This window comes from Corynebacterium cystitidis, from assembly GCF_900187295.1.
Taxonomy (GTDB): domain Bacteria; phylum Actinomycetota; class Actinomycetes; order Mycobacteriales; family Mycobacteriaceae; genus Corynebacterium; species Corynebacterium cystitidis.
This window is the reverse complement of record NZ_LT906473.1, coordinates 1,243,698-1,266,949: the sequence shown is the minus strand read 5'-3', so window position 1 is coordinate 1,266,949 and position 23,252 is coordinate 1,243,698. Positions and strand designations below refer to the sequence as shown.

The window sequence follows — 23,252 nt, the reverse complement described above, 5'->3', positions numbered from 1 at the left end:
TTAATTAATGTCCACTTCTAACACCCCTCAGGTAGCCATCAACGACATCGGCACCGCTGAGGATTTTCTTGCCGCAGTTGACGAGACCATCAAGTACTTCAATGATGGCGATATCGTCTCCGGCAGCGTCGTCAAGGTAGACCACGATGAGGTCCTGCTTGACATCGGTTATAAGACCGAAGGTGTCATCCCAACCCGTGAACTTTCCATCAAGCACGACATCGACCCAGACGAGGTTGTCGAGGTCGGCGACGAGATCGACGCACTGGTTCTCACCAAGGAGGACAAGGAAGGCCGTCTGATCCTGTCCAAGAAGCGTGCACAGTACGAGCGCGCATGGGGCACCATCGAAGAGCTGCAGAACAACGACGAGCCTGTTACCGGTACCGTCATCGAGGTTGTCAAGGGCGGCCTGATCCTGGATATCGGCCTGCGTGGCTTCCTGCCTGCTTCTCTAGTTGAGATGCGCCGCGTCCGCGACCTGGAACCATATATTGGCCAGGAACTGGAAGCGAAAATCATCGAGCTGGACAAGCACCGCAACAATGTTGTGCTGTCACGTCGCGCGTACCTGGAAGAGACCCAGTCCGCGGTTCGTTCCGAGTTCCTGCACGAGCTGCAGAAGGGCCAGGTCCGCAAGGGTGTTGTGTCCTCCATCGTCAACTTCGGTTCGTTCGTCGATCTCGGCGGTGTCGACGGCCTGGTTCACGTTTCCGAGCTGTCTTGGAAGCATATCGACCACCCATCTGAGGTTGTCACCGTCGGCGACGAAGTCACCGTTGAGGTTCTCGATGTTGACCTGGACCGCGAACGCGTGTCCCTGTCGCTGAAGGCAACCCAGGAAGACCCATGGCGCGTTTTTGCACGTACCCACGCCGTGGGCCAGATCGTTCCGGGCAAGGTTACCAAGCTGGTCCCGTTCGGTGCGTTCGTGCGCGTCGAAGAGGGCATCGAAGGCCTGGTGCACATTTCCGAGCTGGCGCAGCGCCACGTGGAGGTCCCAGACCAGATCGTCAACGTTGGCGAAGAACTCATGGTCAAGGTCATCGACATCGACCTGGATCGTCGCCGTATTTCCTTGTCGCTTAAGCAGGCAGATGAGGATTACGCCGAAGAGTTCGACCCATCGCGCTACGGCATGGCTGACTCCTACGACGAGCAGGGCAACTACATCTTCCCAGAGGGCTTCGATCCGGAGACCAATGAGTGGATGGAAGGCTTCGATGAGGCTCGTCAGGATTGGGAAGCACGCTACGCTGAGGCGGAGCGCCGCTACCAGGCACACTCCGCTCAAATCGAGCGTCACCGTGCCGCAGCCGCTGAGGCTGCTGAGGAATCCGCTAACTACTCTTCCGCGTCTTCTGAGGATGCGCCTGCTCCGGCATCCAACGAAGCGCCAGTAGAGGACACTGGTGGCTCCCTTGCTTCCGACGAACAATTGGCAGCGCTGCGCGACAAGCTTGCAGGAAACTAAAATAGCAAGTTAGTTCACAGCGTTCGCTGAATATTGTTCGCTGCAGAACGCCAGCTTAAGCAGTAAAAACTCCCCGCGCCTAATTGGTGGCGGGGAGTGACGGCAGCTGCACACCCCCTAATGATGGGCGGCGGGTGTCGGGAGAGTGAATTTTGAAGGGTGTCTTGGTGTTCCCGGTTGCGGGTTAGCCGACGAGGGCGCCGCAAAAGATAAACTCAAAGTGCGGGCGAATCCCACGTACGGTAGCAGGAGTGTGCTACCGGGAACCCTGTAGCACACTCGATAGCTTAGATGGTTGCACCGGATAAAGTGGGCGTGCTTAAGGCCTACATTCCAGTCGTACCACAGCAGGCATTGTAGTCCCACTTAATGCAAGTGTTATGCAAACAGCCTAAACAAAGAGTCCCCATACAAATAATGATTCGAATCGCACCAGCGAAGGCACAACCACCACAACAAAGAATCGCTTCACCCAAACGCACCTTTCGGCACTGAGGACATCTATACGTTCCAGGCGGGCACGCAGAGTTGGTTGATACGCTTGTCATTTGAGCTTCGGCTTCGTGTGTGACTAACTCAGCAAATTCACCTTTAACTTGCCACACTTCGGTGTGTGTACGGCCTAGCGTTCCATCCGCCGAGAACTCTTTATAGCTCAATGTGACACGATTTTCGTCTGATTGGACACCTGAAGCGACTACACGCCTTCCGTCGTGGTAGTAGTGCGTTGCAGTATTTGAAACTTTCTCACCCCCATCGGTTTGAGCGGGGGAATGCAGCGTAAATAAGCCGTCAGAGTTAAATTCATCCGAAATCCTATGCCCCGGGATGCGGTACCACGGTAGTTGAGAAGGCAATTCGGAGGTCCTCGCTTGTGCAAAGTGAGGAAATAGGGCAGCGTAGGCAGTGCCGAGAACTCCGGCTCCGACGGCTTTAAGAATGGATCGGCGACTCATGGACATGGTTCACTCCTTGGGTAGGTGTCTGCGGGGTGAAATAGCGGTTAGCAACAACGAGATAAGCGATCGTAATGGAAACGGCGAGGGCAAGTGTTGAACTGCTTCCTTCAGAGAGGAAAGTCTTGACCTCACTAAAAGGCACAAAGGCTAGAATTGCTGCAATAGACCAATTCCGAAAGACTTGCCCCCAGCCCAGATCTTGCGACGAAAGTGTCCCCCAGCATCCGCAGTCCGAGACCTTGCCGCGTGCCAGAGTAAATGCTTGCATGGTGCCGAAGAGGAAAAATAGACCTGCTACGGCGTACCTGCTCCAGGGATGTAGAGCTGGTATGAACAGGCTGACAGCTAAGGCGAACTCGAGAAATGGAAGACAGACGGTTGTTACGGTGTTCAAGTGGCGTTGCGTAATCCCGTACTCTTTCACGATCTGGGAGTTTCGGTGTTGACCGGCGAGAATCTTTCCAATCGCACTAGTGAATAATACTGCAGAGCATAGTGTGAGGAATCCTACTGTAATTATTTTCGTGGACATCGCGACTTCCATATGGTGCTCCTTACTCAAAGGAAGAAATGTGATACAAGACTCTTTGTAGGGTGACTTAAGGCACAATATAGCAAGCCATTCCGTAAGTGTAAAGTATTTTCTTGGTGCAAATTTCTTCCTCTCACCAAGACTTTCGAGACGTCGATAAGTGCTCGAACTACACCATCTCGGTCTGCAGAATGAGTCGTGTCAATATCAACTCGCCGTAGTTTAGACCCTTCACGTAGGGAGTCACCCTTGATTCGATATGAGCTTTAGGCAATCGGTGCGGTTGGGACGACTAGAATCTGTGACATGCGCATCATTGGTTTAACAGGTGGGATCGGCAGCGGCAAGAGCACCGTAGCAGCGATGCTGCAGGACCATGGGATTCCGGTAGTAGATGCAGATGAAGTTGCGAGGAAAATCGTCGCGCCTGGGCAATCTGCGTTGGCCGAGCTGGCTAAGGCGTTCGGCAAAGAGATAATCGATCAACAGGGTCACCTTAATCGCGCCGAACTAGCACGACGTGCCTTTACCACGAGTGAGAAGACGCAATTGCTGAACTCTATTACCCACCCAGCGATTAAGGCTGAGGTGAAACGCCAATTTTCCCAGCTCGAGGATGCTGGGTTTAAGATGGCCATCTACGACATGCCATTACTGATTGAACAAGGTTTGCATAAACAGATGGATCTTACTGTCGTTGTCGACGTGGACGCCGAAGAGCGGGTGCGGCGCCTCGTCGATAAGCGCGGCCTCGATGAATCAGACGTACGTAACCGCATTGCTCGCCAAATTGACGACGAAACACGGCTAGCGGCCGCCGATATTGTCATCGACAACAACGGCACTCTCGAAAACTTAAATACTCAGGTTCATGCCCTAGCAGCACGCCTAACAGAGCTTACTGGGCTTACAGAGCGGAACTAAAACCCTGCACAGGCTATCGATGAGTGTTGCTACTAGTGTTAGTGGCATGGCTTTTCCCGCTGAGCATCCCGTCTACTCCCACTCCGAGTTCCGCCCCATTGGTGAGGTCGAGCGCTCTGATAAACCGTTCGAGGTTATCTCTGAATTTGAACCCTCAGGTGACCAGCCGCGTGCTATTAAGGAACTCGATGAGCGCCTCGACCGTGGCGAGGAAGACGTTGTGCTGCTCGGTGCTACTGGTACCGGTAAATCGGCTACGGCAGCCTGGTTAATCGAGCAGCAGCAGCGTCCCACCCTGGTGATGGCACCAAATAAGACTCTTGCCGCACAGCTAGCCAATGAGCTGAAAGAGCTGCTGCCGAATAACGCGGTGGAGTACTTCGTGAGTTACTACGACTACTACCAACCGGAGGCGTACATCGCGCAAACAGATACGTATATCGAAAAGGACTCTTCCATCAATGAGGACGTCGAGCGGTTGCGCCACGCGGCAACCTCGGGCCTGTTGAGCCGCCGTGATGTGGTCGTCGTTAGTTCCGTGTCGTGCATTTACGGCCTGGGTGCCCCGCAGTCGTACTTGGACCGTTCAGTTGTTTTGCGTGTCGACGAAGAAATCGACCGCGACCAGTTTCTCCGACTGCTGGTGGATATCCAGTATGAGCGCAACGACTATGACTTCAGCCGTGGCGCCTTCCGTGTCAAAGGCGACACCGTGGACATTATCCCCGCCTACGAAGAAGTAGCGGTCCGCGTAGAATTCTTCGGTGATGACGTAGACGCCCTGTATTACATCCACCCACTCACAGGTGATGTCATCCGCCAAGTTGATCAGCTCCGTATTTTTCCTGCCACCCACTACGTGGCTACCGAGGAGCGTATGGAAAAAGCCATCGAGGCGATCAAGCTTGAACTTGCGGACCGCCTTGAGGAGCTAGAAAACCGTGGCAAACTGCTGGAGGCACAGCGCCTGCGGATGCGCACCGAGTATGACTTGGAGATGATCCAGCAAGTAGGTTTCTGCTCCGGTATTGAGAACTATTCGCGCCACATGGATGGGCGTGAGGCCGGCAGTGCCCCGGCCACTCTTTTAGACTACTTTCCTGAGGACTTTCTCACCATCATCGACGAGTCGCACGTCACCGTACCCCAGATTGGCGGCATGTTTGAAGGCGATATGTCGCGCAAACGCAACCTCGTTGAGCACGGGTTTCGGCTGCCGTCGGCGCTGGACAATAGGCCCTTGACCTTCGACGAATTCGAACAGCGCGTGGGCCAGACGGTGTATATGTCGGCAACCCCCGGTGATTATGAACTTGCGGCTGCTGGCGGCGAGTTTGTGGAACAGGTCATTCGCCCCACCGGTTTAGTAGACCCGCAGGTGGAAGTGCGTCCCACGAAGGGACAAATCGATGACCTGATTGAGCAGATCCGCCAGCGCACCGACAAAGACGAACGCGTGCTGGTAACCACCCTGACCAAGCGAATGGCCGAGGATCTAACCGATTACCTGATGGAAAACGGGGTGCGGGTGCGCTACCTCCACTCTGATATTGACACCCTGCAGCGTGTGGAGTTGCTGCGCCAGCTTCGTCTCGGTGACTACGACGTGCTGGTGGGCATCAACCTGCTGCGTGAGGGACTCGACCTGCCAGAGGTTTCGCTGGTAGCCATTTTAGATGCTGATAAGGAAGGGTTTTTGCGCTCGACGAAGTCGTTGATCCAGACCATTGGCCGTGCAGCCCGTAACGTATCCGGCTCAGTGATCATGTACGCCGATAAGATCACCGACTCGATGCAGTACGCCCTCGACGAAACCGAACGCCGCCGCGCCAAGCAGATCGCCTACAACGAAGAACACGGGATCGACCCACAGCCGTTGCGCAAGAAAATCTCGGACATTCTCGATGAGGTCTACGAGAACAACGCACAGGCAGCAGCTGAAGGCGGCAGCGCCGCCGGGGACGCGGCGATCGTCGATAAGCCGGATACATCTACGATGGCGGAAGATGAAATCCAAACTCTCATCGATTCGCTCACCGCACAGATGACCACGGCTGCCCGCGACCTCAAGTTTGAATTGGCGGGTCGGCTAAGAGACGAGATTGCGGATCTTCGAAAAGAACTTCGTGGTATTAAGGAATCAGGAATTTAAACCGACACATTGAAAGGAAAGGTCCCCACGATTATGCATTCTTATTCCACCATTACGGTCGGCACAGACGGTTCATCGTCTTCACTGAAGGCGGTCCGTTCCGCAGCTAGCATGGCCCGCGCGTATGACGCCCAGCTGATCATTATCTGCGCCTACTACAATTCCACGGGCTCCTTGTTGAATCCGCCGAGCTCCGAATATGCCACCTTGCCAGTAGTTAGCGACACGCGCGCGGAAGAGTATTTGGCTGAGGCTGGCGAGCTTGCCGCAGAAGAAGGCGCGGAGAATGTCCGCTTGATCGCCAAGGCCGGTCCTCCAGTTCAAGTACTGATAGAGTCTGTCCGCGAATACGAAACTGACCTGCTGGTGGTGGGAAATAAGGGTGTGAATTCACTGTCGGGCCGTGTCTTCGGCAACATTCCCACCGGTGTGGCGCGCAAAGCAAATGTGGATGTGATGATCGTCGACACCTCGGAGGAAGCAGACGATTAGTTCTGGTGAATATTGATACACTGGTTAGGCACAACTAGGAATCGGCCCCCAAATGTGTGCCGGTTCCTGCCCCGCGCTGAAAATCGAAAGGTCAACGGACATTATGAGCGATTACTACAACTCGATCGTTGTTGGTACTGATGGATCCAAGTCGTCCCTGCTGGCAGTGGAGCGCGCAGCTAAGATTGCTGCAGCGTTCGACTCGAAGTTGATCATCGGCTGCGCGTATTACGAATCCGAGGAAGATGCCTCGAAGACCTTGCGCCAGGACTCTGTGGCTATCCTTGGCGATGAGAAGGCGCAGGAAAATCTCAAGCAGGCGGTCGAGCATGCGCGCGAAGTTGGTGCGAACAACGTAGAGACCGCTGTCCGCCCAGGCGCCCCAGTAAAGGCCCTGATGGCTATCGTGAACGACAACAAGGCTGACCTGCTTGTCGTCGGTAATCGTGGGATCAACTCGCTGACGGGTCGCCTGCTCGGGTCTGTCCCGGCGGACGTTGCACGCCAGTCTGACTGTGACGTGATGATCGTTCACACTGTCAGCTAAACCTTCACCAAGTTTTACGCTTAACGACGCTACGCCCGCCACTTTCTGTGGCGGGCGTGATGTGTTACGCCTGTGGCAGGGCTCCGATCAGCGTGAGCGTTTGCGTGGCCCGGGTGTAGGCGACGTAGAGGTTCTGCCATCCTTGGGGTGATGCCTCGACGATTTCGGCGGGGTTGACCACGACTACGTGATCAAATTCCAAGCCCTTCACCTCTTCTATATTGTCCACAGTGATGATGTGGGAGAGCCTGTCGTCGTCGACAAGTACACTGTGCGGATCAGTACCGGCAGGGAAGTAGCGGACAGGGTGGCCTGATTGACGGATCGCCACTGCGGGTGTCGCCTCCGGGTCGATCTGAGCCAGGAGGTCATTTGCCACCTCCATGATCTCGCGAGGGGTGCGGTAGTTCACCGAGAGTTCGTGGAGGGCATAGCGCGTGCCGACGAACGGTTCCAGCGTACTCGCCCAATCATCTGTGCCTGACGGTGATCCTGTCTGTGCTGTGTCGCCCACAAGTGTTATCCAACGTGACGGGCTGCGCCGGAAGATCATCCGCCATTCCATGGGGGACAGCTCCTGGGCTTCATCGACGATCACATGGCCGTATGCCCAGGTGTAGTCCTCCCGTGCGCGCTGGGCAGTAGACCGATTATCGGTTTCCTGCTGGCGGGCAGCCAACGTCTCAGCATCAATCACATCGTGCGCCGAAAGGATCTCCGCTTCGAAGAGATCATCGTCATTGTCGGTAGATTCCGACGAAGCCAATACGTCGAGAGCCTCTTCTGCCTCAGCGACCTGGCGGCGCCACAGCTTGTCAGCCTTGGCACGTTCATCAGCTGGGCTTGGCACGCCAACCAGCACAGCTAACTCGTCGAGTAGAGCCATATCTGAAGGTGTCAGAGGTGAATCAGGCTCGCGGTATAACCCCTCCCGGGTGGCATCGTCGTAATCGTAGGCGACTTCGGCGATAGCATCGTGGCTGTTAAGAAGGTGATCGAGAACCTTAATTGGGGTCAGCTCGGGGAAGAACTCGTCGACAAGCGAACTAACCGCGGGCTCCTCCGCCAAGTCGTCGTGAAGCTGGTCAATATCGGCAGCCGAGAGCAGGTTGTCCCCACCCAGAGGGTCCTCGCCGATGCGGTCCGCCAGCTGCAGGGCAAGCAGACGGGTGAATTCCTCGCGGAACACCTCACGGGCCTGATTATGTGGCTTACGTGATCGACGCGCTCGGGTCCGCGCGGCTTTGACCAGCTTGTCGGTCACCCGCAACTCGATCGAACCAACGGTGATGTGCACTGTTGATTCGGGTACTGTTTGCCACGCCTGGACCGCGCGCTTGAGAATGGTCACCATTTCCTCAGAGCCCTTGATTTCGCGGCCAAGCAGTGGCTCGGTGCCAGTCGGGCTGAATCCTGGGACAAGGTCTGCGATCGTCGTTAGCACAACTCCGGTTTCGCCTAATTCGGGGAGCACACGCGAAATATATTCCAAGAAGGTCTGGTTCGGCCCAACAATCAGCACACCGGTTCGCGCCAATTGCTCCCGCCAGGTGTACAGCAGGTATGCCACGCGGTGCAAGGCCACCGCGGTTTTCCCGGTGCCGGGGCCACCTTGCACAATGAGAACACCACGTGTGTCATCGCGAATGATCTCATCTTGCTCGCGCTGAATGGTTTCCACGATAGAGGCCATGCGGCCGGTGCGGGCCTCATTCATCGCGCGACGTAGTGCTGCCTCCGACCCCACATCAGCTGCGGGCTCATCGGTGAGCTGCCCGGACAGCACCTCGTCGTCAACGCCTGTGACGGTGCGGCCACGAGTCCTGATTTGTCGGCGAAGCTCAACGCCTTCCGGGTGGGCTGTGGTGGAGAGGTAGAACGGCCGTGCCATGGGGGCACGCCAATCCAGCAGCAGCGTGCGGTAATGATCGTCCCGGTCATCAATGCCCATGCGCCCGATATAGCGGCGGTCTAGATCCGGGCGGCCCGGCACAGGGTTTTCGCGGTCATCGTCTGCAATATCAATCCGCCCGAACACCAACCCGATCTCTGCCACGGTCAAAGCATCCAGCTTGGCGTTGAGTCCGTGATACTCCGTTTCGCGGCGCACCAGCGCATCTGAATCAGGGTTGTCGGGATCAACATCTTGTTGCACCTGGTCCAAGCGTGCGCGAGCTGCAGCAACTTCTGCATCGAGATGAGCAAAGAGCATATCGACGTACGCTTGTTCCGCCGCGATCTCGCGTGGATCACCGTGGTGGGATTCGGACACGTACTATGGTCCTCCTCAATGCTGGGGCAGGTAGGCTGCGATAAAACATGAACGAAGAGACAATCTTAACAAAAAGCAACGCAGCCCCGCGGGCACCAAAGAACGGCGCAAGCGGGGCTGCGGGAACGCGTGGCGCTTAAGGCCTGGTTCTTGTTACTCGCCCAAGCCTACTTGTCTAGGCCTACTTGTCTAGGCGCTTGCGTGCGCGATCTACAGCCTTATTAGCTCGTTTCTGCAGCTTTTCCGCTTTCTTATCCGCGCGCTTGCGTGCGCGACCGGACTTGATGTCCCTGCTAGCCTTCTGCAGCGCCTTGTCAGCCTGCTGTTGAGCCTTGTTGGCCTTCTTCACAATCGCCTTGCGAGCCTGTTTGGTGTCCTTGTTGACCTCGTCCAGCCAGTCACTGGTCTTGTCACCGGCGGAATTGAGGAATTGGCCCGTGGTTTCCTTAGCGTTGTCAACCCACTTGGACGCGGTATCAATCCAGTCATCTTTGTTGTCATCAACATAGTTAGAGACCTGTTTGCCAGCTTCCTGAGCCTGGGTGGTCACTTTCTCGGTGGTGTCCTGGATCCAGTTCTGCGCGTTGCTCAGGGCTTTCTCAGACTCGGACTGGGTCGGCAGGGCGGCCTGTACTTTCTTGTTTGCGGTCTGTGCTGCCTTCTTTGTTCGCCAGGCCAGACCTGGCTTGCCGGCGGTATCAGCTGTGGCCAGGAACAAGCCACCGAGGAGGGCAACGCTGGTCAATGCGCCATTGCGGCGAGCAGACTTCTCCTCAGCGGAGTCAGCTTCCCAGAACGCGTGGCGGCCCAGCAGGGTAGGGATTGCAGTGATTGCGAGGGTGCCGGCCGCAAAGCGAGGAGCCTTGCCCAACGCGTACAGTGCACCTGCGCCCACCTTGGTGCCACCCAGCGCCTGAGCAACCAGCTCAGCATCCTTTGGAACGTAGCGCTGGTACTCGGCAGGAACGACACTGCGGACCTGCTTGAGGAAGCGCTCGGAGGATTCAACGTGCTCAGAGCTGTTAACAACAGAATCCACACCATCGGCGATGTAAACGGATGCGAGCATCGGGCGAGCGATCTTACGGATCATGTGTGATCAAGTCCTTACTTCGAGAATTTTCTTAGTACGTGGTGTCCACTGTAGACAAATTTCGTCTCGCGGTGCGAGAAAAATCTCTACCAGCGACGGTTCCACCACTCATCGAGCTGCGGGCGTTCGGCCCCCACAGTTGTGGATTTACCGTGGCCAGGGTGAATAATAGCGTCATCGTCATAAACATCGAAGACGCGCTCCTTCGCGTCATTGAAGAGGCGAACGAAATCGCCTTCGGATGCCGTCTTACCCAATCCGCCGGGGAAAATCGAGTCGCCTACGAACAGGTGCATCTGGCCGTCGATCTCCAACGCCAAGCATGCACCACCTGGAGTGTGGCCACGCAAGATGAACACAGGAATCTCTAGATCCGCGAACTTCAGCGTGTCGCCGTGCTCCAGTTCGTGGTCGACCCGTGCCGGCAAAGCAGGGGAGTCAAGGAAGGAAGCCCAATGGGTCGCTCCAGTCTTTTCTAGAACTTCTTCCAGAGCCTGGACGTGGTCATGATGGCGATGGGTGGTCAACACATCGGTGATGGTGACTCCAGCGTCCTCAGCCATCTGCAGGAGGGCAGAAGCATCGGTCGGTGCGTCGATAAGCAACCCTTTGCCGCCACTTGCGATCAGGTAGCTGTTGTTATCCATTTCGCCGACAGAAATGTGGTGTAGTGAAACAGTGTTGGTCATGCCCTAACTCTACGGCAAAAGTGAGTGAGTTAGCGGCGACGCCCTGCTCGTTGGTATGTTCGAAGGCATTAATTCTGTAGAAAGGGACCGGAACCTTCGTGGCCGACAAGTTGATCGTGCGTGGCGCTCGCCAGCACAACCTCAAAGACATCGATATCGAGCTTCCTCGCGACACAATGGTCGTCTTTACTGGGCTTTCGGGCTCCGGTAAATCGTCGATGGCCTTCGACACAGTTTTTGCCGAGGGCCAGCGACGCTACGTTGAATCGCTGAGCTCTTACGCCCGAATGTTTTTGGGCCAGATGGATAAACCCGACGTTGACTATATCGACGGATTGTCCCCGGCCGTGTCCATCGACCAGAAATCCACCAACCGCAACCCTCGCTCAACGGTAGGCACGATCACCGAGGTTTACGACTACCTGCGTTTACTCTTTGCTCGCGCCGGCACACCACACTGCCCGGTGTGTGACGCGATGATCGAGCGCCAAACCCCGCAGCAGATTGTGGACCAAGTTCTTGAAGGCGAAGAACGCACAAAATTTCAGGTTTTAGCACCGGTAGTGCGCAACCGGAAGGGTGAGTTCGTCGACCTCTTCAAAGATTTGGCTGCGCAGGGGTTCTCACGCATCAAAGTCGATGGTGAGATGTACCAACTGTCGGAGCCGCCGACTCTGCAGAAGTCCTACAAGCACTACATTGATGTGGTCGTCGACCGCCTCCAAATCAAAGAAAGCCAGAAACAGCGCCTCACCGACTCCGTCGAAACGGCGCTGAGATTAGCCGACGGGCTAGTGGTCATTGACTACGTGGACCAACCGGAAGACTCCGAGGAACGCTACGCCATTTTCTCGGAACAGATGGCCTGCCCTAATGGGCACACGCTGGATATTGATGGCTATGAGCCGCGTTCGTTTTCGTTTAACGCACCCTTCGGCGCCTGCCCCGCCTGCGACGGGTTGGGCACAAAGACTGAGATGGATGCAGACCTTATCGTGCCTGATCCGGACGCTCCGGCCGTCGATGCGTTCCAGCCGTGGAACTCCAGCCCAAACAAAAGCTACTTCACCAAGCTCATCGAGGGGTTGGCTCAAGAGCTGGATTTTGATCCCCAGACACCGTTTTCCAAGCTGAAGAAATCTGCGCAAAAGGCGCTACTTGAAGGCTCCAAAGTCAAGGTGCACGTGCGCTACAAGAACCGTTTCGGGCGCCAGCGCAACTTTAACTCCGCTTTCGAAGGGGTCATGGGTTACCTGCGCCGTAAATTGGAATATGCAGAAACCGAAACGGCTAAAGAGCGGTACTTAGCCTACACCCGTGAGGTGGCGTGCCCCACCTGTGAAGGTGCCAGGCTGAAACCAGAAATCCTCGCTGTACGTTTGGCTTCCTCCACCCACGGAGAGCTGTCCATCGCGGGCTTGACAGCCTTATCAATTGAAGAGGCCTCGACGTTTTTGGATAATCTGGTCCTGGGCTATCGGGAAGAGATGATTGCGGGTGCTGTGCTGAAGGAAACGCAGGCGCGCCTGCACTTCTTGATTGATGTTGGTCTGACCTATCTGACGCTTGACCGCTCTGCCGGCACCCTGTCGGGTGGTGAGGCCCAACGAATCCGTCTTGCCACACAGATCGGTTCCGGCCTCGCGGGTGTGATGTACGTTCTCGACGAGCCGTCGATTGGGCTGCACCAGCGTGACAACCAGCGCCTGATTGGCACATTGAAGAAACTCCGAGACATCGGTAACACCCTCATCGTCGTGGAGCACGACGAGGAAACAATCCGCGAAGCAGACTGGCTCATCGACATTGGGCCGGCCGCCGGCGAGTACGGCGGCGAAGTGGTCTACCAGGGTGAGCCGAAAGGAATTCTCACGGCGAAGAATTCAATTACCGGCGACTATCTGGCAGGACGGAAAGAAATCAAAGTGCCGCAAAAGCGTCGAGACACCGATCCGCAGCGGCAGCTGCACGTGATTGGCGCGCGTGAGAATAACTTAGACAATATCAACGTGGACATTCCGCTGGGTGTGCTGGTTGCAGTAACAGGCGTATCGGGATCGGGTAAGTCCACCCTGGTCAACCAGATTCTGGCCAAGACCTTGCAGAACAAACTGAACCGTGCACGCCAAGTTCCTGGTCGTGTCAAGAAAGTTGAGGGCCTGGAACATCTGGACAAGATGGTGCAAGTTGATCAGTCGCCGATCGGGCGCACCCCACGCTCGAACCCGGCGACCTACACGGGTGTGTTCGACAAGATCCGAAACCTGTTTGCGGAAACACACGAGGCGAAGGTGCGGGGCTACAAGCCAGGACGATTCTCCTTCAACGTTAAAGGCGGTCGTTGTGAGTCCTGCCGCGGCGACGGCACCATCAAGATCGAGATGAACTTCCTGCCGGATGTCTACGTTCCCTGTGAGGTGTGCGATGGCACCCGCTTCAACCGCGAAACCCTCGAGGTGCGTTACAAAGGCAAGAACATAGCCGAGGTCTTGGACATGCCGATCACCGAGGCTACCGAGTTCTTCGAGCCGATCACCTCTATTCACCGCTATTTAGCCACACTTGTCGACGTCGGGTTGGGCTATGTTCGCCTAGGACAGGCCGCCACCACCCTGTCAGGTGGTGAGGCGCAGCGCGTGAAGCTGGCTGCCGAACTCCAAAAACGGTCCAATGGGCGCACCATCTACATCCTCGATGAGCCGACCACGGGCCTGCATTTCGAGGACATTCAGAAGCTGATGATGGTGCTCCAAGGCCTCGTCGACAAGGGTAATTCCGTGATAGTGATCGAGCACAATCTCGACGTGATCAAGTGTGCAGACTGGATCGTCGACATGGGGCCCGAAGGTGGTAGCGGCGGTGGAACGGTAGTGGCCGAGGGCACCCCTGAAGATGTGGCCAAGGTCGATGGGTCCTACACAGGCCGCTACCTTGCGGACATCCTCTAGGGTAAGTCCTGTGCAGCAGCCTGCTGAGGGCCCGGCTGCTCGTCGTAACGCGCGCCGGACACCTCGCTGCCGACGGACGGAGCGGAAGTTGCAGTAGTCCTGCCCCGAAGCGCTGCGATTACAATGAGCATGACTCCCGACGCGATAAAGGCTAAAACCTGTGGAATCCCGCTGAGTGAGGCCAAGTCGTAGAAAACGAGCTTGATCGATGCGGCGATGGCAAGGACAAAACCGACGCGCAACGTGAACTTGTCCGACCACCGTGTCTTGCCCAGCAAGATCCAGGCGGCAAGGACTATCCAGCTGATCGATACCAACATGTGGCCGACGATCACACCAGTAGTGGCCGTACCGAAGAAGTGGAAGGCGAACGTGATAAAGCTCACCATCGCAACCATGTAGAGGTGCATCCCCACTATGCCGGCCGCTCCAAGCACCATGGGGTGCATGCCCTGGAGCGCTGTACTACGCCACAAAGCGAACACGAGAAGCAACGCCAGGCACACCGCTTGCAGTTGTACAGCACCCTGGACAAGCGTGGTCTCCTTTAATGCGAGAACAGCGACGGAGACAGTCCATGTGAGATAAAGCGCGGTAGCCGTCCACGCAAGCCAAGTGACCTCACGATATTGTGGGCGTTGCTCCAGAAGAAGAATGACTCCAAAGAAAGCTGCGAGGAAAACGGCAAGCGTAATATAACGTCGGATGTTCGCGTCTGCTCCAGCACCGAAGTCCACATAAATTGGGATAAACGTGAAGGCCCCGAAAACCAGCCACGTTAACGCTTCGCTTCGCCGTGAGCCCAGCTGGGGAGCTGTGCGGTAGAGGTGTGAAACAAGATAAAGCGCGACTGCGGCTACTGCCGGAAATGCCCACAAATAGTAATCCTCGACGCTGAACATCAGCGATAAAAGAATGACAATTGGGAACACTGTCAACTGGGCAACATGCACCCATGGAAGGCGAACTTGGGGCTGGGACTTGTCGTCGGTAACCCCCGGGAGTGGAGGCTCGGGCGGCAACGGGGCTGGAGGGAATGCCGCCTCGATAGCGATAGCGATCAAAACGAAGCCGATACCGATGAATAACACTGGGATCGGGACATCGCCTGCCCCCCTTGCGATAATTCCGTAAAAGAAGCAAGCCATGAGGGCTGCAAGCAATCGCAAAACGCTGTTATTTGGCACCGGTGATTTTCCAGGCGCTGACACGGTAAAGAACAGCAGAACCAGCGGGGCAAGATAGAGCAGCGTGTCAAGGTTCATATTGGCATCAACAAACGCTGGCAGATAGCAAAAACTTAGGATCCCCGTTGCGATCAGTACGGCACCGTTGGAACGGACCCTCCCAAACACTAACCAACCGACAAATAGTGCGAGGGCGGCCACAACACCGGCCTGCTTGGGCCACCACTCTAATAAGAAAACAAGAGAAAGAAGTACGAGTACGAGCACGATTTGCGAGGTGATGTGCAACGTGCTTGAGCCTGTATTGTTGCCCTGTTTGCGCTCGATAAACAGCCCGCCAGCCACCAACGCTATCGCTAATAGAACCGAGAGGATCACCCGACCAAGCGGGCCGAGCAGACCACTTTGGATTGCCAACGTAATGCCAAGGCCTACTCCGATCACCGTGATCAGTGAGCCAAGGACCGCGATGATTCTCATGATCAGCTGTTCCGTGGTCAGTTCCGGCCGTGTTGGCTTGTTCGTTTTCGGTTGGGGTGCTTGTTGCACCACTCTCGACTGTGCCGGAACAGGTTCCGCCCACTGGGCCGACTGGGGTGCCGGTGGTTGGGTAACTGGCTGAGGTTTGGGTGCGCTAGGCGCATTGTGTGCTGCGGGACTACCTAGTTCCTGCAGCTGGAGTGTGAGTCGCTCAAGATCATGAATCACACCGTGAGTGTTATCTACTGCACGTTGCAAAGCCTGCAGAGATGCGCGTGCGTTGCGAAGGACGATATCCACGTTGCGAGCTTTCCCGGCACCGTGGTTTTCGCCGCTTGGGTCTGAAGGTGGAGTGTGCATACGGGCTCCTATGGTCACTGGTACAGAATAAATATAAGAAACGCTAAGAATGTTTTCGAAGTACCCCGAAGAATATCCTGATTTGGCAAACTCTACCAGCACCTGTTAGAGTGGCTGCTACTACCGCCCAAAGCACCTGTTTCCAGGTGTCAGGGTCGCAAGTGGAGCTACTCCCACCCCATACCGCTTATTATGTAGGTTACGGGTTCAAAGTCCGGTAGGGGAATCGTCGTAAAGCGAATCCTACCTTGACTCGGAAGAACTCCCGCGCAGTATCAAAGCTGAGCGGGTTTTTGTGTGTAGTGGCACCACGCGCGAGAACTGGTAGCGAACCTTATTGTCTTGAAACTGAGGAGTCCTTATCAGCGCTGAAGCTCGGATCAATGAAAGAATCCGCGTCCCCGAAGTCCGTCTTGTTGGCCCATCCGGCGAGCAGGTTGGTGTCGTGCGTACCGACGATGCCCGCAAGCTCGCCTACGACGCCGACCTTGATTTGGTGGAAGTCGCGCCTAACGCGAAGCCACCGGTGGCCAAGATCATGGACTACGGCAAGTACAAGTACGAGCAGGCGCAAAAGGCCCGCGAGTCCCGTAAGAACCAGCAGCAGACCGTCGTGAAGGAACAGAAGTTCCGCCCGAAGATCGATGAGCACGACTATCAGACCAAAAAGAACAATGTGGTTCGTTTCCTGAAAAAGGGTAACAAGGTCAAGGTGACCATCATGTTCCGCGGTCGTGAGCAGTCCCGACCTGAACTCGGTTTCCGGCTGCTTGAGCGTCTCGCAGAAGATGTCGGAGAGCTTGCGCACATAGAGTCCAAGCCGAAGCAAGACGGCCGCAACATGACGATGGTTCTAGGACCAGCCTCCAAAAAGGGCAAGAAGTAAACCGTTGACAAACTCTGAAGGGTTTTAAAAATGAAGCAGAAGACCCACAAGGGCACCGCCAAGCGCATCAAGGTTTCCGGCTCCGGCAAACTGCGTCGCTACCAGGCTGGCAAGAAGCACCTGAATGAGCACAAGACCTCCAAGCGCGTCCGTCAGCTGAAAAACGCTGTTGACGTTTCCCCGAAGGACGTACCACGCATGAAGAAGCTCCTGCGCCGCGCTTAATTTCGCGTCCCGCACCATCACACCCGTTAAGTCTCGATAGAAGTTAGGAAGTACAACTGTGGCACGTGTCAAGCGCTCAGTTAACGCCAAGAAGAAGCGTCGCGCGATTCTGAAGTCCGCAAAGGGTTACCGCGGTCAGCGCTCCCGCCTGTACCGTAAGGCGAAGGAACAGTGGTTGCACTCGATGACTTACGCGTACCGCGACCGTCGCGCACGCAAGTCTGAGTTCCGCAAGCTGTGGATCCAGCGCATCAACGCAGCAGCCCGCATGAATGATATCACCTACAACCGCTTGATCCACGGCCTAAAGCTGGCCGAGATCGAGGTTGACCGCAAGATCCTGGCAGACCTCGCTGTCAACGACTTCGCAGCATTCTCCGCAATCTGCGAAGCGGCGAAAGCTGCACTTCCAGAGGATGTGAATGCTCCCAAGGCTGCGTAAGTAGCCGGGGAGCGTCAGCTTCCTATTTCACTTGTCGCTTTTCGACGACCACCCGTACCCAGGCTGAGGCTAGGGGCGGGTGGTTTTCTTACTCAATGGTGATCTAGGGGTTCAGGGATTAATGGTGGCCTTCTTTTGCTTGGGTTTGTCACCGCCTCATGCACTTTCGGTAGCCAATATTCGTTTTAATTTTAAAAAATGGGCAAAGTGGCAACCGAACGGTACGCCCCGTTGTTGTTAGGGGAATGTCGCCCAGGGGAAGGCCGAGCATTGCGTGAGCACACCCCTTGACTGGTAGGCGCTAGACTTGTGCACCATGGCACTTGATTTCTCCCAGCCCTTTACTGAACGCACTCCACGCATTGTCAACGCTGCGAAGCTGCACCGGGCGGCTGCTCGTCGTAAAGCGAATGCTTTCCTGGCAGAAGGAGAAAACGCTGTTGAAGCTGCGGTGGCCACCGGTGCCGCGACCGACCTGTTCGTCACAGAACGGGCAGCGCAACGCTTTGCTGAGATACTGACCACAGCCGAGTACATGAACGTGTACACCCACGCAATCACAGAGAAAGCAGCAGAACACCTCTCAGATACTGTGAACACCACGGGCATTTTCGCACTGTGTAAGCCTGTGACCTGGACAGTCAAGCAAGCGCTCAAAGGCTACAACGACTTTTGGGCAGTGGGTGTTGAGACAAGCGATCCTGGTAACGCGGGAACACTCATCCGCATCGCGGATGCAATGGGGGCAGACGGTGTAATTTTTGCTGGTGAGACCGTGGATCCACAATCGCCGAAGGTAGTACGTTCTACCGCAGGTTCGCTATTCCATGTGCCCGTGGCCCGCGACAAAGATACAAAAGCCGTGATCTCGCAACTGAAAGATAAAGGCCTGAAGATCATTGCCACCGTAGTAGATGGAGATGTAGCGCTGGACTACACGGGCGAGATTCTTGCTCAGCCACACGCGTGGCTGTTCGGCAACGAGGCCCATGGGCTAGACCCAGAGATCGCTGCCTTAGCTGACTACACCGTGACCATCCCAATTCAAGGTTCGGCGGAATCGCTCAACTTGGCCACCGCTGCAGCAATGTGCCTTTGGGAGTCATCGAAAGCACAGTACGTTGTCGACGAACGCGGTAATCAGGCGGAGTAGGCGCGGGTAGTCGCGGGTAGTCGCCGATAAGAAGCGCCTGGCACACTGAACTGACATACTGAAGAAGACACCTTCACGCAGCAGGTCACGCTAACGGGGGTATGCTGGTTTGGTCGAAGAATCCAACACAGAAACCGGAAAGGCGTGGGTGACGTCACACGTGTCTGACACACCTAACATCCAATTGACTGAAGAGTCGTTGAACCAAGCAGCCGACCAGGCAATCGCAGCGTTTGACGCGGCGGCAACTCTTGCGGAACTTGAACAGGCCAAACGCGAACACCTCGGCGAGCAAGCCTTTATCCCGCAGGCACGTCGCGCTTTGGGCACCCTGCCGAAAGATCAACGCAAGGACTCAGGACGCATGGTGAACATGGCACGCGGCAAGGTGGAGAAGCACTACGCGCAGGTCCATGAGGTACGTGAGGCGGAACATCGCCAGCAACAGCTGAAGGCAGAAAAGGTCGATGTGACCATGCCCACCGCGCGCACCCAGCAGGGTGCTATGCACCCGATCACCACGCTGAGTGAGAACATCGCGGATATCTTTATTGGCATGGGGTGGGAAATCGCCGAAGGCCCTGAGGTAGAAGCAGAATACTTCAACTTCGATGCGCTGAACTTCATCCCGGACCACCCAGCGCGTACCTTGCAGGATACTTTCTATATCGGCTCCGAAGATTCCAAGCAGGTCTTGCGCACCCACACCTCGCCGGTACAGGTGCGCACACTTTTAGACAAGGAACCGCCGGTTTATGTTGCCTGCCCAGGCCGCGTGTTCCGTACCGACGAGCTCGATGCAACCCACACTCCCGTTTTCCACCAGATTGAAGGGCTTGCTGTAGATAAAGGCCTGACCATGGCGCACCTGCGGGGCACCCTGGACCACCTCGCGAAGGTGCTGTTCGGCCCGGAGACCAAGACGCGTATGCGCACCAACTACTTCCCGTTTACCGAGCCATCAGCTGAGGTGGACGTGTGGTTTACCAACAAGAAAGGTGGCGCAGGCTGGATTGAGTGGGGTGGCTGTGGCATGGTCAACCCAAACGTGCTGCGCGCCGTTGGAATTGACCCCACTGAATACACCGGTTTCGCATTCGGCATGGGCCTGGAGCGCACATTGCAGTTCCGCAACGGACTGTCCGATATGCGCGACATGGTTGAAGGCGATGTCCGTTTCACCATTCCATTTGGCGTCCAGGCTTAAAGCGTCCAGGGAGGATTCACACATATGCTTATTTCACAGAATTGGATTACCAGCCTTGTGCGCGCTTCGGGCACCGCTGGCTGGACTGTCACTCCGGAAGAGCTTGACAGTGGCTTTGTCCGCGTCGGTTTTGAGACCGAAGGCTACGAACCGATTGAGGAGACAACCGGCGACCTTGTTTTCGGCCGCGTCAGGCACATCGAAGAGCTCACCGGGTTTAAGAAGCCGATCCGCTACTGCCAGGTCGACGTCGGCCAGGCCAACGGCACCGGCGAACTACAAGGCATTATTTGTGGTGCCCGTAACTTCCAGGAAGGCGACCTTGTGGTCGTTGCGCTGCCTGGCACTGAGTTACCCGGCGGATTCAAGATTGGTGCGCGCGAGACTTACGGCCATATCTCGGCCGGGATGATATGCTCCGCAGCTGAGCTTGGCCTGACGGATAAGCAGAACGCTGGCATCATCACGCTTTCCGACGACTACGGCGCCCCAGGCGAGGACGCGCGCGGCCCTTTGCAGTTGGACGATACTGTTTTTGACGTAAATGTCACCCCTGATCGTGGCTATGCACTGTCGGCCCGTGGCCTGGCTCGCGAGATCACCTCTGCCTTCAACCTGCCCTATGTCGATATGGCCGACGACCCCTCGGTGGCAAGCTTTGACTTGTCTTCGGTACCTGGCCCCACTGAGAAACTCATCGACATCACCGTCGACAAGTCCACCAAGACGCAGCGCTTTGGTCTGCGCAAGGTCGAAGGCATTGCCCCAACAGCAGAGTCCCCATTCTGGCTCCAGCGCGAACTGATGCTGTCGGGCCAACGTCCCGTCAACGCCGCTACGGATGTGACCAACTACATCATGCTGCTGCTTGGCCAGCCGATGCACGCGTTCGACGCCGACGAAGTTGCGGGCGACCTACACATTCGTAACGCGAAAGCAGGGGAGAAGTTCGAGACCCTGGATCATGTGGAGCGCACACTGTCCGACGAAGATGTGGTGATCTGCGACGATAACGGAATTCAATCCATGGCCGGGGTTATGGGTGGAACCACCTCCGAGATCTCTGATGCCACCACCAACGTCTACTTTGAAGCCGCTACCTGGGACGCTTTGACCGTCGCGCGCACCTCCCGGCGACATAAGCTCACCTCTGAGGCTTCGCGCCGCTTCGAGCGCGGCGTGGACCCGAAGATAGTGGAAATCGCTTTGGACATGGCGTGCGCATTGTTAGTTGAAGTCGCTGGCGGCACGATTACAAGCGGACGCACACTGGTGGAAGGGGCCGTGCGGCAGGCAGAGCCAATTGAGCTGCGTGTGAACCACCCATCCGAACTGATTGGTGTGGAGTACAGCAAAGAAGTCGTCGTTAAGCGCCTCGAAGAGGTTGGCTGTGGCGTCGTCACAAGTTCCGTCGTTGCAGCCTCCGACAGCAGAGAGGAGGAGGTACTCGTCGTTACGCCTCCATCGTGGCGCACTGACTTCTCTATGCCAGAGGACCTGATCGAGGAAATCATGCGTCTCGAAGGCCTCGATGACATTCCGCTCGTTCTGCCGACCCCACGCGGCGGCCGTGGCCTCACACTTGAGCAGCGCCGTCGTCGCGCTGTCACGCACGCACTCGCGTACTCCGGCTACGCCGAAATCCTCCCCACGCCGTTTATCGCCAACGACGTGTTCGACAAGTTCGGGCTTGACGACGACGACCCCCGTCGCAACGTGGTGAAAGTCCAAAACCCGCTTGATAATGACTACGCAATCCTCGGAACCACGCTGCTTCCATCCATGCTGGAAGCAGTCGGCCGTAATGTTGCCCGCGGCCGCCACGATGTCAGCCTCTACGGGGTGCAGCAGGTGGCGTTCAAACGCGAAGATTCCTCCCCAATGCCGGACGTCGCACAGCGCCCCAGCGATGCGGATGTCAAGGAGTTGATCAACTCTCTGCCGCAGCAGCCACTTCACGCGGTGACCGTAGGGCTGGGCAACAAGGTCTACGAAGGGCCATGGGGTGAAGGCCGTGCGTACACGTGGGCTGACTCCGTAGAGTCTGCGCAGGTGGTAGCCCGCGCTGCTGGTGTGGAGTTAGAGATCGAATCTGCAGAGCATCTGCCGTGGCACCCGGGTCGCTGCGCGGCCCTCAAGGTTGATGGTGAGGTTGTCGGCTACGCCGGCGAGCTACACCCACAGGTTTTGGAAGCTCTTGAGCTTCCAGAACGCTTGTGCGCCATGGAAATTGATCTGACAGCGATGCCACTGCGGGAAAACTTCCCGGCACCGGTGCTGTCCAGCTTCCCAGCCCTGCACCAGGACATTGCTCTCACCGTCGATGAGGACATTCCGGCTGAGTCTGTGCGCCGTGCTGTGAAAGAGGGTGCGGGCGAGCTCCTGGAAACCGTGGAGCTATTCGACGTGTTCCGTAGCGAGAAGCTGGGCGAAGGCAAAAAATCTCTAGCATTCAAGCTGTTGTTCCGCGCAGGAGACCGCACGTTGACTGATGACGAGGCATCGGAGGCTCGCCTGGCGGCAGCGGAGCTTGCGAAGAACCGTTTTGGCGCGGAGATGCGCGCGTAACAGAACAATAACGTTTGGGGCGGTTTCGGAACAGCGCAGCAAGACAATTTGATAGACATAGTGAAAGCAAGCCTTATATCCACATGTTCTATCTGGTGTTTTCACCACCTCTCGAAAGGGATTTCGCCATGTTCCGTCACCGCACTTCTCGCTTCCTCGCCACCGTTGGCGCTACAGTCGTGGCTGTAGGCGCCCTGGCATCCCCTGCTCATGCCCAGGCTGTGATGCCGTCTGTGTACACCACCGCTGATACCACCGTCGGATGTTCCGTCCACCACGCAGATGGAAAGCGTCACGCGTATTGCACTGACCTGAAGGGGCCGATGGTGCCAATCCCTGATTCTGCTGGTCTGAGCGGTGCGGAGGCCGTTGGTATCGGCGAGGGCACGTCGTGGCGCACTTGGAGCACTCAGGGTTGGGCCTCCCAGCCGAACGTAATGCACGCTGGTTCAATCCGGTTTGAAAGTGGCCTGATCTTCATCACGGATTTTAAAGGCGGAATGCACGTTCTCGACGGTTTTCGCTACGCCGCGTATGTAGGTAATGGGCAGGCAGTTGTGAATCCTGGCATCGGGCAACTCTCCTCAGCTATCTAGTTAAAGCTGGCATGACGAGATTAAACAAGCCACTGCATTAGTTACGCAGTGGCTTGTGTTGTGCTC

18 protein-coding genes are annotated in these 23,252 nt (G+C 56.5%); 13 read left to right on the top strand and 5 right to left on the bottom strand.

From position 1 onward, the window contains the following. Positions 1–7: 7 nt before the first annotated feature. Complete coding sequence (gene rpsA, locus CKV99_RS05930) at positions 8–1,474, top strand: 30S ribosomal protein S1 (RefSeq protein ID WP_092260039.1); 1,467 nt, start codon at positions 8–10, stop codon at positions 1,472–1,474. 933 nt (positions 1,475–2,407) lie between these two features. Here rpsA and CKV99_RS05925 read toward each other — a convergent pair. Beyond that, positions 2,408–2,977, bottom strand: a complete 570-nt coding sequence (locus tag CKV99_RS05925) for a MauE/DoxX family redox-associated membrane protein (RefSeq protein ID WP_092260037.1) — start codon at positions 2,975–2,977, stop codon at positions 2,408–2,410. Between the two features lie 294 nt (positions 2,978–3,271). Between CKV99_RS05925 and coaE the strand changes: the two genes are divergently transcribed. The 4 genes from coaE to CKV99_RS05905 all read left to right on the top strand — a co-directional run bounded on the left by coaE (position 3,272) and on the right by CKV99_RS05905 (position 7,080). After that, on the top strand, positions 3,272–3,889 hold the full coding sequence (gene coaE, locus CKV99_RS05920) for a dephospho-CoA kinase (RefSeq protein ID WP_092260035.1): 618 nt from the start codon (positions 3,272–3,274) through the stop codon (positions 3,887–3,889). Between the two features lie 46 nt (positions 3,890–3,935). After that, positions 3,936–6,041 carry an excinuclease ABC subunit UvrB gene (uvrB, locus tag CKV99_RS05915; RefSeq protein ID WP_092260033.1) on the top strand — a complete coding sequence of 702 codons (2,106 nt, stop codon included), beginning with the start codon at positions 3,936–3,938 and terminating at the stop codon, positions 6,039–6,041. Between the two features lie 33 nt (positions 6,042–6,074). Continuing rightward, complete coding sequence (locus tag CKV99_RS05910; RefSeq protein ID WP_092260031.1) at positions 6,075–6,533, top strand: universal stress protein; 459 nt, start codon at positions 6,075–6,077, stop codon at positions 6,531–6,533. Between the two features lie 103 nt (positions 6,534–6,636). Next, positions 6,637–7,080, top strand: coding sequence for a universal stress protein (locus tag CKV99_RS05905; protein WP_092260141.1), 444 nt, complete (start codon positions 6,637–6,639; stop codon positions 7,078–7,080). Between the two features lie 64 nt (positions 7,081–7,144). Here the strand turns inward: CKV99_RS05905 and CKV99_RS05900 are convergent, their stop codons facing one another. The 3 genes from CKV99_RS05900 to CKV99_RS05890 form a co-directional block, all read right to left on the bottom strand. Further along, positions 7,145–9,292 carry a HelD family protein gene (locus tag CKV99_RS05900; protein WP_092260139.1) on the bottom strand — a complete coding sequence of 716 codons (2,148 nt, stop codon included), beginning with the start codon at positions 9,290–9,292 and terminating at the stop codon, positions 7,145–7,147. Between the two features lie 241 nt (positions 9,293–9,533). Continuing rightward, a complete protein-coding gene (locus CKV99_RS05895) occupies positions 9,534–10,445 on the bottom strand; it encodes a DoxX family protein (RefSeq protein WP_092260029.1) in 912 nt (303 codons plus the stop codon). Positions 10,446–10,531: 86 nt separating this feature from the next. Continuing rightward, positions 10,532–11,134 carry an MBL fold metallo-hydrolase gene (locus CKV99_RS05890; RefSeq protein ID WP_092260027.1) on the bottom strand — a complete coding sequence of 201 codons (603 nt, stop codon included), beginning with the start codon at positions 11,132–11,134 and terminating at the stop codon, positions 10,532–10,534. Between the two features lie 98 nt (positions 11,135–11,232). On the opposite strand from CKV99_RS05890, the gene uvrA reads away from it, so the two are divergent. Then, positions 11,233–14,082 (top strand): excinuclease ABC subunit UvrA, encoded by a 2,850-nt coding sequence (gene uvrA / locus CKV99_RS05885; protein ID WP_092260025.1) that lies wholly within the window; start codon positions 11,233–11,235, stop codon positions 14,080–14,082. Here the strand turns inward: uvrA and CKV99_RS05880 are convergent. Further along, positions 14,079–16,109: a DUF2339 domain-containing protein gene (locus CKV99_RS05880; protein WP_092260023.1), complete on the bottom strand. Its 2,031-nt coding sequence runs from the start codon at positions 16,107–16,109 to the stop codon at positions 14,079–14,081. The genes uvrA and CKV99_RS05880 overlap by 4 nt on opposite strands. A gap of 361 nt (positions 16,110–16,470) precedes the next feature. Here CKV99_RS05880 and infC point away from each other — a divergent pair, with 361 nt between their 5' ends. The 7 genes from infC to CKV99_RS05845 all read left to right on the top strand — a co-directional run bounded on the left by infC (position 16,471) and on the right by CKV99_RS05845 (position 23,186). Continuing rightward, positions 16,471–16,995: a translation initiation factor IF-3 gene (gene infC, locus CKV99_RS05875; RefSeq protein WP_092260021.1), complete on the top strand. Its 525-nt coding sequence runs from the start codon at positions 16,471–16,473 to the stop codon at positions 16,993–16,995. Between the two features lie 30 nt (positions 16,996–17,025). Further along, positions 17,026–17,220, top strand: coding sequence for a 50S ribosomal protein L35 (rpmI, locus tag CKV99_RS05870; RefSeq protein WP_092260019.1), 195 nt, complete (start codon positions 17,026–17,028; stop codon positions 17,218–17,220). A 58-nt stretch (positions 17,221–17,278) separates the two neighbouring features. Beyond that, positions 17,279–17,662, top strand: a complete 384-nt coding sequence (rplT, locus tag CKV99_RS05865; protein ID WP_092260017.1) for a 50S ribosomal protein L20 — start codon at positions 17,279–17,281, stop codon at positions 17,660–17,662. Positions 17,663–17,978: 316 nt separating this feature from the next. After that, positions 17,979–18,815: a TrmH family RNA methyltransferase gene (locus CKV99_RS05860; protein WP_092260015.1), complete on the top strand. Its 837-nt coding sequence runs from the start codon at positions 17,979–17,981 to the stop codon at positions 18,813–18,815. A gap of 160 nt (positions 18,816–18,975) precedes the next feature. Next, positions 18,976–20,022, top strand: coding sequence for a phenylalanine--tRNA ligase subunit alpha (gene pheS / locus CKV99_RS05855; RefSeq protein ID WP_092260137.1), 1,047 nt, complete (start codon positions 18,976–18,978; stop codon positions 20,020–20,022). 24 nt (positions 20,023–20,046) lie between these two features. Then, positions 20,047–22,590, top strand: a complete 2,544-nt coding sequence (pheT, locus tag CKV99_RS05850) for a phenylalanine--tRNA ligase subunit beta (protein ID WP_092260013.1) — start codon at positions 20,047–20,049, stop codon at positions 22,588–22,590. Between the two features lie 128 nt (positions 22,591–22,718). After that, a complete protein-coding gene (locus CKV99_RS05845; protein ID WP_092260011.1) occupies positions 22,719–23,186 on the top strand; it encodes a hypothetical protein in 468 nt (155 codons plus the stop codon). Positions 23,187–23,252: the final 66 nt, after the last annotated feature.